This window comes from Litorimonas sp. RW-G-Af-16 (genome assembly GCF_048319245.1).
Classification (GTDB): domain Bacteria; phylum Pseudomonadota; class Alphaproteobacteria; order Caulobacterales; family Maricaulaceae; genus Litorimonas.
In genome coordinates this window covers 1,390,103-1,406,662 of record NZ_CP166993.1, presented here as the reverse complement: position 1 = coordinate 1,406,662, position 16,560 = coordinate 1,390,103, and the positions used below count along the sequence as shown (strand labels likewise).

Annotated in this window: 16 protein-coding genes; 14 read left to right on the top strand and 2 right to left on the bottom strand. The window is 53.2% G+C overall.

The window, feature by feature from the left end; all coding sequences use genetic code 11:
• Window positions 1–30: 30 nt before the first annotated feature.
• The 8 genes from AB8615_RS07105 (at window position 31) to AB8615_RS07070 (ending at window position 8,420) form a co-directional block, all read left to right on the top strand.
• Entirely contained in the window at window positions 31–684 is a 654-nt protein-coding gene (locus AB8615_RS07105) for a protein-L-isoaspartate O-methyltransferase family protein (RefSeq protein WP_409431923.1), read from the top strand.
• Window positions 685–769: 85 nt separating this feature from the next.
• Window positions 770–1,483: a TolC family protein gene (locus tag AB8615_RS07100; RefSeq protein WP_418152008.1), complete on the top strand. Its 714-nt coding sequence runs from the start codon at window positions 770–772 to the stop codon at window positions 1,481–1,483.
• On the top strand, window positions 1,365–2,492 hold the full coding sequence (locus AB8615_RS07095) for a TolC family protein (RefSeq protein ID WP_418153068.1): 1,128 nt from the start codon (window positions 1,365–1,367) through the stop codon (window positions 2,490–2,492). The genes AB8615_RS07100 and AB8615_RS07095 overlap by 119 nt, the downstream gene beginning before the upstream one ends.
• Window positions 2,493–2,645: 153 nt before the next feature.
• Entirely contained in the window at window positions 2,646–3,572 is a 927-nt protein-coding gene (locus AB8615_RS07090; protein WP_418152006.1) for a hypothetical protein, read from the top strand.
• Window positions 3,482–4,261 (top strand): DUF2497 domain-containing protein, encoded by a 780-nt coding sequence (locus AB8615_RS07085; RefSeq protein ID WP_418152004.1) that lies wholly within the window; start codon window positions 3,482–3,484, stop codon window positions 4,259–4,261. Before AB8615_RS07090 ends, AB8615_RS07085 begins: the two co-directional genes overlap by 91 nt.
• 177 nt (window positions 4,262–4,438) lie before the next feature.
• On the top strand, window positions 4,439–7,450 hold the full coding sequence (locus tag AB8615_RS07080) for a valine--tRNA ligase (protein WP_409431920.1): 3,012 nt from the start codon (window positions 4,439–4,441) through the stop codon (window positions 7,448–7,450).
• 3 nt (window positions 7,451–7,453) lie between these two features.
• Window positions 7,454–7,720, top strand: a complete 267-nt coding sequence (locus AB8615_RS07075; RefSeq protein WP_418152002.1) for a hypothetical protein — start codon at window positions 7,454–7,456, stop codon at window positions 7,718–7,720.
• A gap of 4 nt (window positions 7,721–7,724) precedes the next feature.
• A complete protein-coding gene (locus AB8615_RS07070) occupies window positions 7,725–8,420 on the top strand; it encodes a DUF3137 domain-containing protein (protein WP_418152000.1) in 696 nt (231 codons plus the stop codon).
• Here AB8615_RS07070 and AB8615_RS07065 read toward each other — a convergent pair.
• Both AB8615_RS07065 and xth read right to left on the bottom strand, forming a co-directional pair.
• Window positions 8,396–9,196, bottom strand: coding sequence for a DUF2145 domain-containing protein (locus AB8615_RS07065; protein WP_409431918.1), 801 nt, complete (start codon window positions 9,194–9,196; stop codon window positions 8,396–8,398). The genes AB8615_RS07070 and AB8615_RS07065 overlap by 25 nt on opposite strands.
• Window positions 9,193–9,984: an exodeoxyribonuclease III gene (gene xth, locus AB8615_RS07060; protein ID WP_418151998.1), complete on the bottom strand. Its 792-nt coding sequence runs from the start codon at window positions 9,982–9,984 to the stop codon at window positions 9,193–9,195. The genes AB8615_RS07065 and xth overlap by 4 nt, the downstream gene beginning before the upstream one ends.
• Before the next feature lie 296 nt (window positions 9,985–10,280).
• On the opposite strand from xth, the gene AB8615_RS07055 reads away from it, so the two are divergent.
• The 6 genes from AB8615_RS07055 to metF all read left to right on the top strand — a co-directional run bounded on the left by AB8615_RS07055 (window position 10,281) and on the right by metF (window position 16,317).
• A complete protein-coding gene (locus AB8615_RS07055; protein WP_418151996.1) occupies window positions 10,281–10,598 on the top strand; it encodes a hypothetical protein in 318 nt (105 codons plus the stop codon).
• A 107-nt stretch (window positions 10,599–10,705) separates the two neighbouring features.
• Window positions 10,706–12,364: an energy-dependent translational throttle protein EttA gene (gene ettA, locus AB8615_RS07050; protein ID WP_418151994.1), complete on the top strand. Its 1,659-nt coding sequence runs from the start codon at window positions 10,706–10,708 to the stop codon at window positions 12,362–12,364.
• Between the two features lie 45 nt (window positions 12,365–12,409).
• Window positions 12,410–13,744, top strand: a complete 1,335-nt coding sequence (locus AB8615_RS07045; protein ID WP_418151992.1) for a glycoside hydrolase family 9 protein — start codon at window positions 12,410–12,412, stop codon at window positions 13,742–13,744.
• Window positions 13,719–14,348 (top strand): glycoside hydrolase family 9 protein, encoded by a 630-nt coding sequence (locus AB8615_RS07040; protein ID WP_418151990.1) that lies wholly within the window; start codon window positions 13,719–13,721, stop codon window positions 14,346–14,348. Before AB8615_RS07045 ends, AB8615_RS07040 begins: the two co-directional genes overlap by 26 nt.
• A 53-nt stretch (window positions 14,349–14,401) precedes the next feature.
• Window positions 14,402–15,367, top strand: coding sequence for an ArsR/SmtB family transcription factor (locus AB8615_RS07035; RefSeq protein ID WP_409431913.1), 966 nt, complete (start codon window positions 14,402–14,404; stop codon window positions 15,365–15,367).
• Complete coding sequence (metF, locus tag AB8615_RS07030; RefSeq protein ID WP_409431912.1) at window positions 15,364–16,317, top strand: methylenetetrahydrofolate reductase [NAD(P)H]; 954 nt, start codon at window positions 15,364–15,366, stop codon at window positions 16,315–16,317. The genes AB8615_RS07035 and metF overlap by 4 nt, the downstream gene beginning before the upstream one ends.
• The last annotated feature ends 243 nt before the right edge of the window (window positions 16,318–16,560 follow it).

The following is a 16,560-nucleotide window of genomic DNA, read 5'->3' as shown; positions in this document are numbered from 1 at the left end:
AGAATTTAGCCTATCGGGACAGAATATACCATGTTCGACTTCTCTAATGCACGCGACCATATGGTCGAGAGCCAAATCCGCACAAGCGATGTGACGGACGTGCCAGTGCTGGCAGCGTTCCGCCGGGTCAAGCGCGAGGCCTTTGTGCCGAATGCGAAAGTCGCGCTAGCGTATGGCGACTCGCATATTACTCTGGACGATGGTCGTGTGATGCTGCGCCCGCGTGATCTAGCCAAGATGGTGCAAGCCGCAGAAATAGAGCCGACGGATATCGTCCTCGACTTGGCGTGTGCGCGCGGCTACTCCACCGCGATCCTCTCCCACCTCGCTGATACAGTTGTGGGAGTGGAGACGAGTGAAGAGGCCGTGGCCCGTGCAACAGAGTTGTTGGTCGAGTCAAATGTCGTCAATGCCGCCGTGGTTCAAGGCCACCTAAAGTCTGGTGCGGCCGAACACGGCCCGTTTAACGTGATCATCTTTAATGGTGCTGTCCACGAGGTGCCAAAAGCGTGGGTGGATCAACTCGCGAATGACGGGCGTTTGGTGACAATCGTCCAAAAAGGCCCAATCGGTCATGCAACTCTGTTTCAAAAAAGCGGCGACGTGCTGGGCGAGCGTATCTTATTCGATACGTCAGCGCCCTATTTGCCAGGATTTGCGCCAGAGCCCGCATTTACGTTTTAGCGCACTGATGGCGACGGTTGCGCGTATATAGAGTAAGTGGCTGTTAATAGAGACAGACTATGACAGGGGCAATCTTGAGGGCCATTTGGTCGATGATGAAAATGAGGATGCCTGCGTGACCCTTTTGCCGAAACTTCAATCTGCATCAATGCGGTGGCTTCTCTCTGCTGCAATTATCGTTGCGCCGCTGTCTTTCGCGCAGATCGCCAGTGCGGAGACGCTGCAAGACACGCTGATATCTGTTTACAACAAGAACCCACGTTTGCAGGCCGAGCGGGCGCGACTGCGCGAGACGGACGAGACTTATATTCAAGCCCGCGCGCAAGGTCGCCTGTCCGCCACAGCGTCAGGTAGTTACGCGCGGACCGAGGTTCGGACGCCTGAGACACCTGGCAGCTTCTTTGCACCCCCTGGGGGCGGTTGGAGAGGCAGCGATCCCTTGGCAGGTCAAGTCCAAGTTATTCAACCGCTTTATCAAGGCGGGCGCGTCAAAGCCCTGAAACGTCAAGCGAAGTCAGGTATCTTGGCCGCGCGTGAAAGCCTACGCGCGACTGAAAATAGTATTTTCGTCAGCGCTGCCGAGGCCTATGTCGATGTGCTACGCGATGAACAGGCGGCCAATATTCGTCGCAATAACGTCCGCGTTCTGACCTCGCAGCTAACGGCCGCCAATGCGCGGTTTGATGTGGGTGAGGGTATCACGCACGGACATTGCGCAATCACAATCCCGCCTCGCAGCATCGGAAGCTGGACTGGCGCAAGCAGAGGCGCAACTGCAGATCAGCCGTGCGACCTATAAGCGGATTGTTGGTCGTATGCCTGTTGACCTACAACCCGTGCCAGATTTTGCTTTGCCGAACGATCTGCCAACAGCCATCGCTCTCGCTCGGGATAATAATCCGCAGCTTCTTGCGTCTTATTTTAATGAAGAGGCGGGTCGCGCAGCGATTGATGTGGCGAAATCGAATGGTCGTCCGACAATCTCGCTGAACGGCACTTTGTCTGCGCAACGCGGTCAACTCCTCGGCATTGAAGAAACAGATCAAGCCTCGCTGACGGCACAAATCAGCGTGCCTATTTTCTCTGGCGGCCTTAATCGTTCTCGCGTGCGTCAGGCAAAGCACGCCAAGACGCGTCTGGCGTTTGAAACACGTGATACAGAACTCGCAGTCGATCAGACGGTCACGCAAATATGGGCGCAACTTGAAGCGGCCAAGCGTGTCTTCATCACGAGCCAACAACAATTAGACGCGGCGGAAGTCGCATTTGAGGGCGTGGAGTTGGAGCTAACTGTTGGTACACGGACGCAGCTAGATGTGCTAAACGCTGAACAAGAAGTCCTCAATGCGAAGCTGGCGCTGATCAACGCAGAACGTGATGTGGATAGCGTGACCTATCAACTGCTCTCAATCCTGGGTGTCTTTGATGCGGACGGGATTGCGCTGCCTGTTGAGACATATGACGCTGTTCAGAATTTTGAGGCTGTGCGCTACCGAGGCTTTGATCGAAATATTGACCGTTTTGTGCCAGAGGCTGCGCAAAAGATCGGGCGTCAAATTCCCGATATTGTGAATGATGTCGCTGGTGGTGTCGCAACGCTTGGTCGCGCAACAAAGCTTGATACGGTTCCTGAAACACTGAGCAAGGCAGAGGTAAAGCCAGTAAAGCTCCTCAAAGACGCCGCTGATACAGTCACGGGTCAAGAGGGTGAGTATCATGCCCTCCGTGATGTGCCATTGCCAGAGATTGTGACCGAGCCAATTCAGCCGCCGTCACAGCCTCCGCGAGAGTTGATCATTGATCCCTAGTGGGAACGGTCTTCGCTCCATTTCAGACAACTCACAGAATAATTGTGTTCCCCTCTGAATTGAGCGCGGCACTCCCTAGACAAGCCACACGTGTTGTCTTAACCCTATCTTAATAGAACGCGGGCGGGGGCCCCTCAGTGGTGGTGATAGTATATGTCGGAACAGACTCCGGGGACACAAAACGAAATGGCAGATGCAGCCGAACCCAGCATGGAAGACATCCTGGCATCCATCCGCAAAATCATTGCGGATGACGATACAACTGCGCTCGCTTCACCCGAAGACATTGTTCAAGACACTAGCGATTCCGTAGGTTTAGAGAGCTTAGTTGAACCCCAGTCTTTTCAAGCCTCTACAGATTTACAGCTTGCCGACGCCACAACAGACATGCCATTGAGCGAATTGGCGGCGGGTGCAATTGCAGCTGGCAAGGAAGAGGCGATCGCGCTCGATATGCCGTTTGATCTCGAAGAGAGTGATTCGTATAGCGACGTCGTTGATCTGGAAATTCCTGAAGCTGAAGACGAGGGTGTCGAGATTGAGACAGCCGCAGATATTCCTTCACCCCTCGATATTTTATCAGATCCCGACACCCCAGAAATGGCGGCTCAAGACGATGTGGTGGATGATCTTTCGGCTTTAGACCTTGTCGATATGGAGATGGGGGTCGCCGATGATCCGCAACTTCAAGAGCTGACAGAGACATTGGACTTGGACGTCGAGTTAGAGACGCTGGATTTGGTGGATGACGCTTCTGACGCAGATTTAGATGCGGCTCCCCACGATCATGCCTTTGCCTCTGTGCTGGCTGGCGGCGGTATTGCAGCGGCGGGTGCTGCGGCTCTCGCGGGGGGGATCAGGTTGAAGCGTCGCGCGACAGCGATGCACTGGATATTGACGAGTTACTCGCCGATATGGCCGGCGATAATAATGATACATCGGACGCTGAAAATTCCGCTGACCCGCTCGAAGACAACGATTTCGAAGCGTTGGCCGAATTGGTTACAGATGACGAAGCTGAACAGGATGCCCCCAGCGACAATGAAGACGAAGCCGATTTGGATTTGGTCAAATCACTGATGGCTGACTTGTCAGATGACGAGGCTGCCGATGATATGATGCTAGACGATGCGGCGCTGGAAATTCCAGAACTGGATGACTCTGAAGACGCTGGCGATGACATTCTAGATGAAATTTTGGATATGACACTCGAAGATGAGTTGAGTGCGCATGATGCACCGCTCCCAGATGTCGATAGCGTCGCTGCGATGGAGCTTGAAAATACGGCGCTTAATGAGGCTTCGCCAAGCCTATCGGACATTGCTGCTGCGGCAGAAGATGCGGCTGGCGGCGGCGCGGGTTTCGGTAAAGCAAATCTAACAAACGTCGCAGCTTTTGGTGCTGTTGCCGCGACAGGTGCCGCTTTTGCTGCGCAAGATACGGTTTCCGGTGCACCAGACGCGACTGACGTAACCCCTACAACTTTAACAAATGAATCCACCCCAAAGGAGACTGCCAAGATGGCTAGAACTGCGAAAAAAGACACCATCATGGATGATGTGACCGAAACGGCGACCGCCGATGTATTTGCCTCGCTCAACCGCGTGGTAGAGGAGCAAGCCGTGACGGCTGAGCGCGGCGACCGGATCGGCGATCTCGTGATGGAAGCGCTGCGCCCCATGCTTAAAGATTGGCTCGATGCCAACCTCAAAGGCATTGTGGAGCGCGCTGTGACCAAAGAAGTCAAACGCATCGCGTCAGGCAAGTAATCTGCGAAATGTCGGCCTCGCTCTACGGGTCGAATAAGCCTCTTTAAATCTGCGCATTTGCGCGTTAAAGACACATAAATAACCTCGCCTCTTCTTTTCTTGCGGGAAATAGTGAGGGGCGGGGCTTTGTTGTTTTAGGCCCAAGTGATTTGGGCCACGTCATATTTGGATCGTCGCATGTTAGAGAAAAACTTTAATCCCAAAGAGGCAGAGCAGCGCCTCTATAAAATGTGGGAAGAGGCGGGGCATTTCAAACCCCGCGCCGCTCGCCCGACCGATACAAAGGACGACAATTTCTCTATCGTCATCCCGCCGCCCAATGTGACGGGCAGCTTGCATATGGGTCACGCGGTCAACAACACGATCCAAGACATCCTCGTGCGCTATCACCGCATGACGGGCAAGGCTGTGCTGTGGCAGCCCGGCACGGATCATGCGGGTATCGCGACGCAAATGGTGGTGGAGCGGAAACTCGCCGCCGAGGGTAAAGCGCGCAAAAACATGAGTCGCGAAGACTTCCTCAACCACGTTTGGGCGTGGAAAGCGGAGAGCGGCGGGCATATTAATCAACAACTTAGACGGCTCGGTTCATCCTGCGATTGGTCGCGAGAGAAGTTTACGCTGGGCGACCCAGACAATCCCAAAGACAAAATGGCGGAGGCCGTGACGAAGGCTTTTGTCGAGATGTATGAGGCTGGCCTGATCTACCGCGATAAACGCCTCGTCAACTGGGACCCGCATTTTCAAACTGCGATTTCCGATCTGGAAGTCGAGAATATCGAGAAGGACGGCCATTTCTGGCACTTCAAATATCCGCTGGAAGGCGGCGAGACTTATACCTATGTCGAGAAAGACGAGGACGGAAACGTCACCCTCACGGAAGAACGCGATTACATTTCTATCGCGACGACGCGTCCCGAAACCATGCTTGGCGATGGGGCGGTGGCGGTGCATCCAGATGATGAGCGCTATAAGCCGATTGTGGGCAAGATGGTGCGCCTCCCGCTCGCCGACCGCCTGATCCCGATTATTACAGATGAATATCCCGATATGGATTTCGGCTCTGGCGCGGTCAAGATCACAGGCGCGCATGATTTTAACGATTACGAAGTCGCCAAACGCAATGACATACCAATGTACTCCCTGATGGGGACGCGCGGCGAGATGATCGAGTCTGAGATCATGCCCGCCAAATATGTCGGGATGGATCGCTTTGAGGCCCGCAAAGCTGTGGTCGCAGATATAGATGCCGAAGGCCTGCTTATCCGCGTCGAAGACAAGAAAATTATGCAACCCTATGGTGATCGATCTGGTGTGGTGATTGAACCGATGCTGACCGATCAATGGTTCGTCGCGGCGGATAAACTCGCGGAAGCTGCCATGGCGAAAGTCGATGACGGCTCGACGCGTTTTATTCCAGAGAACTGGAAAAAGACATATGACCATTGGATGAAAGAAATCCAGCCTTGGTGTATCTCGCGTCAGTTATGGTGGGGGCACCGGATTCCGGCATATTACGGGCCAGTGGTTGATGAATTTGGTGGGCAACAAGTTTTAAGAAATGAAGGTTCAAACAATCGTTTTGCTGAGCGATTAAAAGTTTTTGTTGCTTCAAGTGAACACGAAGCACGGCTTCAAATGAAAGAATACTATTTGGAAGCGATTGGCTCTGGGTATGAGGTTAGAATTTTTGATGATGTGAACGATGCGATGGCATTTTGGATGCCAGATGAATATTCGGATAAACCCGAAAAAGAGTGGGAATATGGTGTTGGCGTTTGGCGCGATCCCGACGTCCTAGACACATGGTTCTCCTCTGGTCTCTGGCCGTTTTCCACGCTCGGGTGGCCCGAAAACACCGAGGAGCTTGAACGCTTCTATCCGACCTCCGTCCTCGTGACCGCCTTTGACATCATCTTCTTCTGGGTGGCGCGGATGATGATGCAGGGGTTGCATTTCATGGACGAAGTGCCGTTCAAGGACGTCTATATCCACGCGCTTGTCCTAGATGAGGCGGGTAAAAAAATGTCGAAATCCATCGGCAATACGCTTGATCCGCTCGACTTGATCGACGGTGTTTCGATTGAAGACCTTGTCGCGAAACGCACGCGCGGCCTGAAAAATCCAGAGAAAGCCCCGCAGATCGAGAAAGCGACCCGCAAGCAATATCCTGACGGGTTTGAACCCTACGGTGCGGATGCGCTTCGTTTCACGCTTGCGAGCATGGCGGGGCAGGGGCGGAATATTCGGCTGTCTGTGGACCGTATCGCGGGCTACCGCAATTTCGGGACAAAGCTCTGGTCGGCTGCTAATTTCGGACAGATGAATGATTGCGCCGTTGACCCTGATTTCGCGCCCGAGTCCGTAACGACGCCGATCAACCAATGGATCATTTCCGGGACCGCCAAGGCCGCCCAAGACATGACCCGCTGCATTGAGGCTTACCGCTTTAACGACGCGGCTGATGCGGCCTATAAATTCGTGTGGGATACGTTCTGCTCTTGGTATTTGGAGCTCTCCAAGCCGTTGTTGTCGGGCGAAGACGGCGCAACGAAAGACGAGACGCGCGCGACATTTGCGTGGGTGCTGGACCAAATCTTAAAACTGCTCCACCCCTTCATGCCGTTTATCACGGAAGAGCTTTGGGCAAAAACGGCGGCGTCGCGCGAGACACATTTGATCGTATCCGAGTGGCCGCAGCTCGGCAATAATTTGATCAACGATCAGGCATGTGCGGAGGTTGATTGGCTGCAAACTCTGATCACAAACATTCGTTCTGTCCGTGCCGACATGAACATCCCGCCGAGCAAGAAAGCGCCGCTGCTTATGCTAGCAGACGCACTCGATCCACGGTTGGCGACTTATGCGCCGCAACTTTCGCCCATGGCGCGGGTGGAACGTGTTGATCTGGCCAGCGAAGCGCCGCAGGGCGCGTTGCAGACCGTAGTGGACAGTGTGAATTACGCGATCCCGCTGGAAGGCTTGATCGATCTGTCAGCAGAGCGAGCGCGACTGGAGAAAGAAATCGAGAAAGCGCGGAGCGAGATCGAGAAGATCGACAAAAAACTCTCAAACCCTGCCTTCACCGACAAAGCCCCTGAAAAGGTCGTGAACTTGCAAAAAGAGCGCCGCGCTGGCTATGCTTCAGAGGTAGAGAAATTGCAGGAAGCGCTAAACGGGCTGGGGTAGAATTTGCATCAATTTAATGAACATCACCCTGAGTTGAAGGGCGTCTCTGCGTTCTATCATACCGAGATATTCCCGCTTCTGGCGGCGCGGGATGGGTCGCGTCGAGAAGCCGTTAGAAAGACACAACTCTATGGCGGGGCAATCGCAGCTCTCGCGGTTATCATAATTGTCGTTTTGGCGATTATGAATGTGCATTTCTTCATTCCAATCCTCATGGGCGCAGGGAGCCGGGATAGCAGGCGTTTATCATTGGCAGACACGCAAGATTAAGGCCTTGACGAAGGACAATATCGTTGGCGGCATTTGTCGCTACATTGGCTGGCGGTTTAGCGCTGAGGTGTCAGACATTCCGCAGCTGACTTTGTGGAGTCATTTGGGACTGTTGCCGGGCGGATTTGTGACGGGGGACAAAAACGCAGGCTCTCGGGCATCCTTTGAAGACGAGATGCAAGGCGAGGCGCACGGCGCACAATTCAGGTCACTCGAAGTCCATTTAGAACGACGCGGCAAAAACTCTTATAACACTGTAATGCGCGGTCAAATGATGACTATTACCTTTCCGCGTAAGTTTCTTGGCAAGACTGTGGTGCTGAGGGATAAGGGTTTTTTACAGCGCAAAACGCGCGGGGATATGAAACGGGTCGGGCTCGTCGATCCCGTGTTTGAGCGTATTTTTGAAGCGTACAGCACGGATCAAGTCGAGGCGCGATACCTATTGACGCCAGACTTCATGCAGAAGCTGGTGGATTTGGAAAGGTCGGTTAACGGCAGTCAAATTCGATTTGGCTTTATGCAGGGGCAGTTGTTGATCGTGGTGGAGACGCCTAATCGATATGAAGCGGGGTCGATGTTTGAGCCCTTGACGAAGCCAGAGCCGACGCAGAAAATCTTGGATGAAATCGGCGCGGTTTATGACGTCATCGATGCAGTGTTAAAGCCGAAGCCTTACCCCTCAAACGCCAACACATAACTCTCTTGCAACCGTCCTTCGCGCTCGAATAATTGTGTAAGCGTGCCGAAGGTTGTGGTGATGATTTTGTCGCCGTGATCGGCCATGATCAGGCGCTCATCGACTTTGGGGCCGATATGGCGACGGATCAGAGAGGCCTTTAGCTCTGTCGGTTCTATCGTCGTTATCAATCTTTGACGGATGGCTTCGCGATCAGTCGTATCCCAGAACATCGCGGCCACGGCGTAGAGCATAAACTCGTTACAATTTTGCCAGCGCAAATCAAACGGATTGGAAATGAGGGAATAGTCGCGCGTGTGGACGGCGGCGTATTCTGGACTCTCCAAAAAGTCATACAGCTCTAACTGTGTGGTTTTATTTGGGATCAAAATGCCAGCGTCTTTTTCTTGGAGCAAGCGTAAGAAGTCAGCGGGCGTGTCCGTTTTCAGCGACGAAATCAGGCGATTGTCTTCCCCGTGATATAGATTGTAGACGGCGTAGCTGCCGTCTTCTGCGCGACGGAAGAACGCACTATGGGTGAACATGACACCGTCGGGGAGTTTCTCGCGCTTCTGACCCGAGCGAGAAATAATCGCGACTTGCACGTCTTGGCGGATCAGCTCGTCTTGAATTTGTCGGCCATAGTCTGCCAGAATTTCGGGTGGGAAGAGGGCGTCGCCGCTATCCGTGCTGGCAACAAATCCTGCATAGACCGTCTTGATGTGCCAGCCAAATCCGAAGACTGCGATGACGAGCGCGAGGACTACTCCGATCAGGATTTTGGCGAGCAGACTCACAAATCAAAACGTCCAATGACAGGTACGTGGTCTGAGGGCTTCTCGCCGTCGCGCACCATTTTATCGATCACGATACCTGTTGCGTGATCAATCGCTTGCGCGGAGCAGAGGAGGTGATCAATGCGGATGCCGTAATTATTTGGCCAAGCCCCGCCCTGATAATCCCAAAATGTATATTGCCCGTCGCGCCCGTCAAACAGATCAAAAAGATCATAGAGCCCTGTGTGACGGAGGGCGTGAAAGGCGTCTAATGTCTCTTGCCGAAACAAGGCGTCGCCCCACCACGCCGTCGGATCATGCGTATCACCTTTGGTTGGAATGACGTTGTAGTCACCCGCCAATATGAGTGGTTCTTCGAGCGCTAATAGGTCCAGTGCGCGACGGCGCAGTCGATCTAGCCAGCGCAATTTATAGAGATATTTCTCGCTATTGCCCCCGTCAACGGGATTGCCGTTGGGGAGGTAGATCGAGGCAACGCGAACCGCGCCCGTATTTGTATTGACCACAACTTCGAGGTAGCGCGCCTGCTCATCCTCGGGCTCGCCGGGCAAGCCAATGACGACTTCATCAATGGGGCTTTTGGAGAGGATCGCCACACCGTTATAGCTTTTCTGCCCATGCACAGCGAGATTATAGCCCATGGCTTCGATCTCCATACGGGGGAACCCATCGTCGACTGTTTTGATCTCTTGCAGGCACAAAATGTCTGGCTGCTCTTTTTCCAGCCACGCTGTCAATGCATGCATGCGGGCTTTGACTGAGTTGATATTCCACGTTGCGATTTTCATAAATGTGTGGTCGGGCAGGGCGAGAAGAGAGTCAAGTAGCGGCGCGTGATCACCTGCGGATTACACGGAATACGCGTTAGCAAGGTTTTAACGCTATAGTGAGACAATTTTGTGAATAGCGACTATTGTTGGGGCACATAGAGATTCGGATATGACTAAGCGGACATCACACACATTCTTAAAATTGGCGAGTTTTTGCTTCGTCGCAACTGTTATGAGCGCCTGCGCATCCAACCCAGCGGATTCTGCGTTACGGCGACAGTGTCGTCGTGCCGCCTGCGCCGTGTGGCGTCACAATGCAGCCATGTGGTTACGTAACCGAATTGTATGCGATCCCGTCCGTGACCTATAAGCAGCAAACGATCTGCCAGACAGCCGATTGCTTGCCCCCCGCGCCGCCACCCCCGCCTGTCGTGACTGTGCCAGAACCAATGCCAGAGCCAGAACCGCCCGTTTACGTGCCACCTGCACCAGAACCGCCCGTCTATATTCCGCCTGCGCCTGAACCAGAGCCACCGGTTTACATGCCGCCGCCGCCCATCTCTTGCCCACCAGGTGAAATTCCAGGGTATAATGGCGGTCCTTGCGTGCCGATTGCGATCCCGCGCAAGTAAGTCTCCCTGCTAAAATCTCGCGCTTCGGGCTTGCATATTGCCCGCTCGCACCGCATATCGCGCCCTGAAATAAGTCAACCCATCACCCTTACTTTCGGAGCGCCCAAATGGCTCGCCAATTCTGCTATCATATGCAAGGTCTGACGAAGAAATTCGGTAACAAGACTATTCTCGATAACGTCCACCTGTCCTTTTATCCCGACGCCAAAATCGGCCTGATCGGCGTGAACGGCGCGGGTAAATCGACTTTGATGAAAGTCATGGCAGGTGTAGACACCGAAGTGACGGGTGAGCATTGGGCGGTCGAAGGCACCAAAGTGGGCTACCTCCCGCAGGAACCGCGACTTGATAAATCCAAAGATGTCTGGGGCAATGTGATTTCGGGCTGCGAAGATAAGCAGATTTTTGACGCCTATAACGCTGTCGCCATGAAAATGGCTGAAGAATACACAGACGAACTTATGGAAGAGATGACGAAGCTCCAAGAGCAAGTCGATGGCCGTGATGCATGGGACATTGATAGCAAGATCGAAATGGCGATGCAGGCCTTGCGTTGCCCGCCCAAAGACAGCCCTGTTGATAATCTGTCCGGCGGCGAGGCGCGGCGCGTGGCGTTGTGTCAACTCTTGCTGTCCAAACCAGACTTGCTCCTGCTCGATGAACCGACCAACCATTTGGACGCGGAGACTGTGTCTTGGCTAGAGAATTATCTAGTCAAATATAATGGCGCGATCATCCTGATTACCCATGACCGTTACTTCCTCGACAATATCACAAATTGGACGCTCGAAGTGGATCGTGGGCGGACCTATCCGCATGAGGGTAATTACTCATCATGGCTGGGCGCGAAAGCCAAGCGTATGGAGCAAGAGGGCCGAGAATCTGACTCTAAAACGAAAGCTTTGAAGAAAGAGTTAGAGTGGATCCGCTCTAACCCCAAAGCGCGCCAGACGAAATCCAAGGCTCGGATTAGCGCCTACGAAAACTTACGCGATGAAGCCGATAAAGAAGTCGTCTCACATGCTGACATCCGCATCCCGATGGGTGAGCGTCTGGGCGGCGTCGTTGTGGAGTGCAATAATGTTAGTAAAGGTTTTGGCGATAAGTTATTGATTAAAGACCTATCTTTCAAACTACCGCGCGGTGGTATTGTCGGTGTTATTGGCCCCAACGGTGCGGGTAAGACGACTTTATTTAAGATGATTACAGGTGATGAGCAGCCCGATGAAGGCACGTTCAAAGTCGGCGAAACGGTTGAACTTGGTTATGTCGATCAGAACCGTGACGCGCTGGATAACTCCAAGAACATCTGGGAAGCTATCTCTGACGGGCTGGACATCATTCAAATGGGCAAACGGGAAGTGCCCTCCCGCGCCTATGTCGGAGCGTTCAATTTTAAAGGCACGGACCAGCAGAAAAATGTTGGGCAGCTATCGGGTGGTGAGCGCAATCGTGTGAACCTCGCCAAGATGCTGACAAAGCCTGCGAACCTGCTTCTCCTCGATGAACCGACCAATGATCTGGACCGCGAGACACTGGCGTCACTCGAAGTGGCTTTGGAGAAATTCCCAGGTTGTGCCGTGGTAATCTCCCATGATCGCTTTTTCCTCGACCGTGTTGCGACGCACATCTTGGCCTATGAAGGCGATAGCCATGTGGAATGGTTTGAGGGCAACTTCCAAGAATATATCGAAGACAAGAAACGCCGTCTCGGTCCTGATGCTGATATGCCGAAGAAGTTGAAATTCGTGAAGTTTGATCGGTAGGCATGTGTATTTGCGGCATGGCCTGAAATCTGCATAGAAAGACGCATGATGATGCGTCTTTTTTTATGTCTTTTGTTACTAGGCTTGCTGGCGTGTCAGCCGAGTGCGAAAGCATCGGCTCAGAGTGACACGACTGCAACACCGCTTATACTCGTGGATCAATTCGGCTATTTGCCGCGAGCCGAAAAAGTGGCGGTGATCAAGCAACCCGTCAAAGGCTACGATTCCCGCCGCAAATCCACCCCTGGCAAGCGCTTTGGCGTGTTTGAACAAAGCACAGGGAAGCTCGTATTTGAGGGCGCACCAAGGGCTTGGAATGGCGGCAAGACGGACCGAGATTCTGGCGATAAAGTCTGGTGGTTTGATTTCTCTGCAGTCACAGCAAGTGGTGATTTCGTTATCAAAGATATGGACACAGGCGCGCAGAGCTATGCCTTTCGCATAGCAGATGACGTGTATTTACCTGCGTTTAAAGCCGCATTTCGGACGTTCTATCTGCAACGCGCAGGCTTTGAAAAACGCCCTAAATACGCGGGCAGGGGCTATGCGGGCAGGGGTTATGCGGACGCGGCGAGTCATATGCAGGATAAGCGCGCCCGCCTTTACAATCGCCCGAATGACCGCAATACGGAGCGGGACTTGCACGGCGGCTGGTATGATGCGGGGGATTATAGCCAATATACGATTTGGACAGCGGAATATGTCGCAGCGCTGCTATCGATGTATGCAGATAATCCCAGCGCATGGGGCGATGATTTCGGAATTCCTGAGAGCGGCAACGGCATCCCCGATGTCTTGGACGAGGCGATGTGGGGGCTGGATTGGCTCGCGCGGATGCAAAACGAAGACGGCTCTATGTTGTCAATTCTGGATCGCGCAGAGGCTTCGCCGCCGTCATCTGCCAAGGGGCCAAGCCTGTATGGCCCTGCAACGACTGCTGCAAGTTATACAGCAGCAGGCACATTCGCTCTTGCAGACCACGTTCTGACCCGCGCTAGAGTGAACAGGACTAAAACCTATCGCAGCCGAGCGATGAGGGCTTGGAAGTGGGCAGAGACGAACCCGAATGTGAAGTTCTACAACAATACCGAAGCCAATGGCTCGATCGATATTGGGGCAGGGCAACAAGAGGTGGAAACTGACCGTCTTGCCAAAAAGAAACTTATTGCGGCATCGCGCATGGCGGTGATGACTTCAGACGCTCACTTTGCCTCAATAGTCGAAGCGCTCTATAATGACGTCAGGCCGATGGCGGCAGATACGCCAAATGGGTTTGAGGGCAGTATGGCCTTCGATATGCTTGCGTTTGTGCGAGACGCCAAACCGACAGCGCAATTCGCGCGGCGAGTGATGCATGACTACTCGCGTAATATCGTATAAGCCTCATAATGGCCTACCTGCTCATACTCAAAATCAAGACGCTTATCGGTCTTACGTTGATGGGTATTGGTGGGGGAGTAATGCGACTAAGGCGCGGCGCGGGCTGGTCTATACGCAGGCTTTACGCATGGGAACCACGGCTCGCAATCAGGAGCCTTTGGTCGCTGCAGCGCTGGGATATGTCAATTATCTTCACGGCGTAAACCCCAATGCCAAAACTTATCTGTCGAATATGGGCAGCTTTGGCGCCGAAAATTCCGTCGATAGTTTTTACCACGCATGGTTTAAAGACGGTTCTTCTGACTATGATAGTGTGAGGTCATCGACCTACGGCCCGGCACCGGGTTTCCTTGTGGGCGGGCCAAATGATAGCTACGCCCGTGATGCCTGTTGTGCGTCTGGCACATGCGGAGATTACGGTAACGCCCTCTGTCGGCGCCCGATTGCGAGCCCGCCTGCCAACCAACCTCCCGCTAAGTCTTATGCTGATTTCAATGATGGTTGGCCGATCAATAGTTGGGAAGTGACTGAAAATAGCAATAGTTATCAGGTAGAATATCTCCGATTATTGGCGAACTTCGTGCCGCAGAATTCTGTTAAATAACAATATAAGCATTTTTTTATATACTTATTTTAAGAACCTGCTATGCAGGGTGCATGGAACAGTTTGCACTCGCGCTTAAAACACTCGGCCACACGGATCGCCTCCGTATATTAGCGCTACTCAGTCAGGGTGAGCTTACCGTGAGTGAGCTTGTTCAGATACTTGGCCTATCGCAGCCACGCGTGACACAATACATCAAATCCTTAGAAGGTGCAGGATTAATCGAGCGCTTGCGGGAGGGCAGTTGGGTCTTTTCTCGATTGCGCCGCAATAATGTCGCCTTATCCGCGCTGGTCGCGACAACGCTGGCGACGCTACCGCAGGATGATCCGACCCTAGCCGCAGATCGCAAACGACTAGAAGATGTGCGTCAAGAGCGCTCAAAACTGGCGGAAGCCTTTTTCGCTGAGGTCGCCAATGACCGCAGTCAGCTCGGCAATGAATATTTGCCGCAAGCCGACATAGAGCGCGCCATTTTAAATGCCGCAGGCGAGGGGCCATTTGAGTTGATCGTTGACCTCGGCACTGGCACGGGGCGCATGCTCGAACTGTTCGCTGACCGTGTTGCGCGCGGCGTGGGTGTTGATAGCAGCTCTGATATGTTGAAAATTGCGCGTCATGCTTTGCTGTCGGATGAAACGCGGCATTTGCAAGTGCGTCAAGGGGATCTGCATGCCACGCCCATTGCGGCACATTCGGCCAATCTGGTTACGATGCATCAAGTTTTACACTATCTGGACGATCCGCAAGAGGCTGTGCATGAGGCCGCACGTCTGTTGGACGACAACGGCGCGATGCTCATTATTGATTTTACAGCGCATCAAGAAGAGAGTTTCCGCGCCAATTATGCCCATCGGCGGCTGGGTTTCTCTGACTCCGAAATTGCGCAGTTATTTGAAGAAGCGGGCCTAACGCTGGATGGTGTTAAAACGATTGAGTCGCGCGGAGCGAACATCCCTGCGGTCAAAATCTGGAAAGGCATCAAAACAGCATCTCAGAATGATCGGAATATCGCATGATTTCGCCCATTAGAAAGCCTGTGATCACGCTTCCAACAGGGGTAATTGCAAATGCGGCCGCTGGTCTAACCTCCAAAGCTGCGTCTGACGTTCGGGTGAGTTTCGAGTTTTTCCCACCCAAGACCCCCAAAATGGAAAAGCAATTATGGTCAACCATCCAGCGCCTTAAAGGGCTCAATCCCGATTTTGTGTCGGTCACTTATGGGGCAGGCGGCACAACACAAGAGCCGACACACGCGACCGTTGCGCGGATTGTCAAAGAAACACCACTCGCACCCGCTGCGCATTTGACGTGTGTTAATGCAACGCAGGACGAAATTGACGAGGTCGCTCGCGGGTTCTGGGCAGCGGGTGTTCGCCACATCGTCGCTTTGCGTGGCGACTCGCCTGATGGAATTGGAGAAGCCTATCGCCCAACCTCTGGGGGCTATGCTTATAGCTCTGACTTGGTAGCGGGCTTAAAAAAGGTCGCTGACTTCGAAATTTCCGTGAGTGCCTATCCCGAACGTCATCCAGAGAGTGCGAGCTGGGATGTCGAATTGGACAATCTCAAGCGTAAGGTTGATGCTGGTGCCTCCCGTGCTATCACGCAATTTTTCTTCTCATCCGACACGTTTTGCGACTTTCAAGACCGCGCGCTGGATGCGGGCATTACGATCCCGATTGTGCCTGGCATTATGCTACAGCCTAACTTTCACGGGTTAAAGCGTATGGCGGATATGTGCGGTGTAGCTGTCCCTGACTGGTATGCGGAATTATTTGAGGGTACAGACAATGATGCCTCGACACGGCAGCTACTCACGGCGACATTGGCGTCTGAATTGACGGCAGAGTTGCGCGCGCGCGGCGTGAGAGAGTTTCATCTTTACACACTTAATAAAGCGGAATTACCAATCGCAGTCAGCCGGGTCTTAGGCCTGCACCACCGCGATGTATCGGTCGCTGCGTAGATTGTGTTTTGACAACAAAAAAGGACCGGAAGCGCCCCGCTTTCCAGTCCTTAATTCGGCCTAGCTTAAGGAAATTTTCCTAGCCCCCGATGCCCCGCATGAGTGTGTTAGCAACCTTTAAACGTGTAGGCTTGACGCTTTTGACGCTCCAATCTTGTCATTTTAGGCCAAATTGTCATTTTTTTTCATAATTTCGCCGACCTCAACCGAATCACTTGCGTTCAAAAGCTGTGACTGGCCATT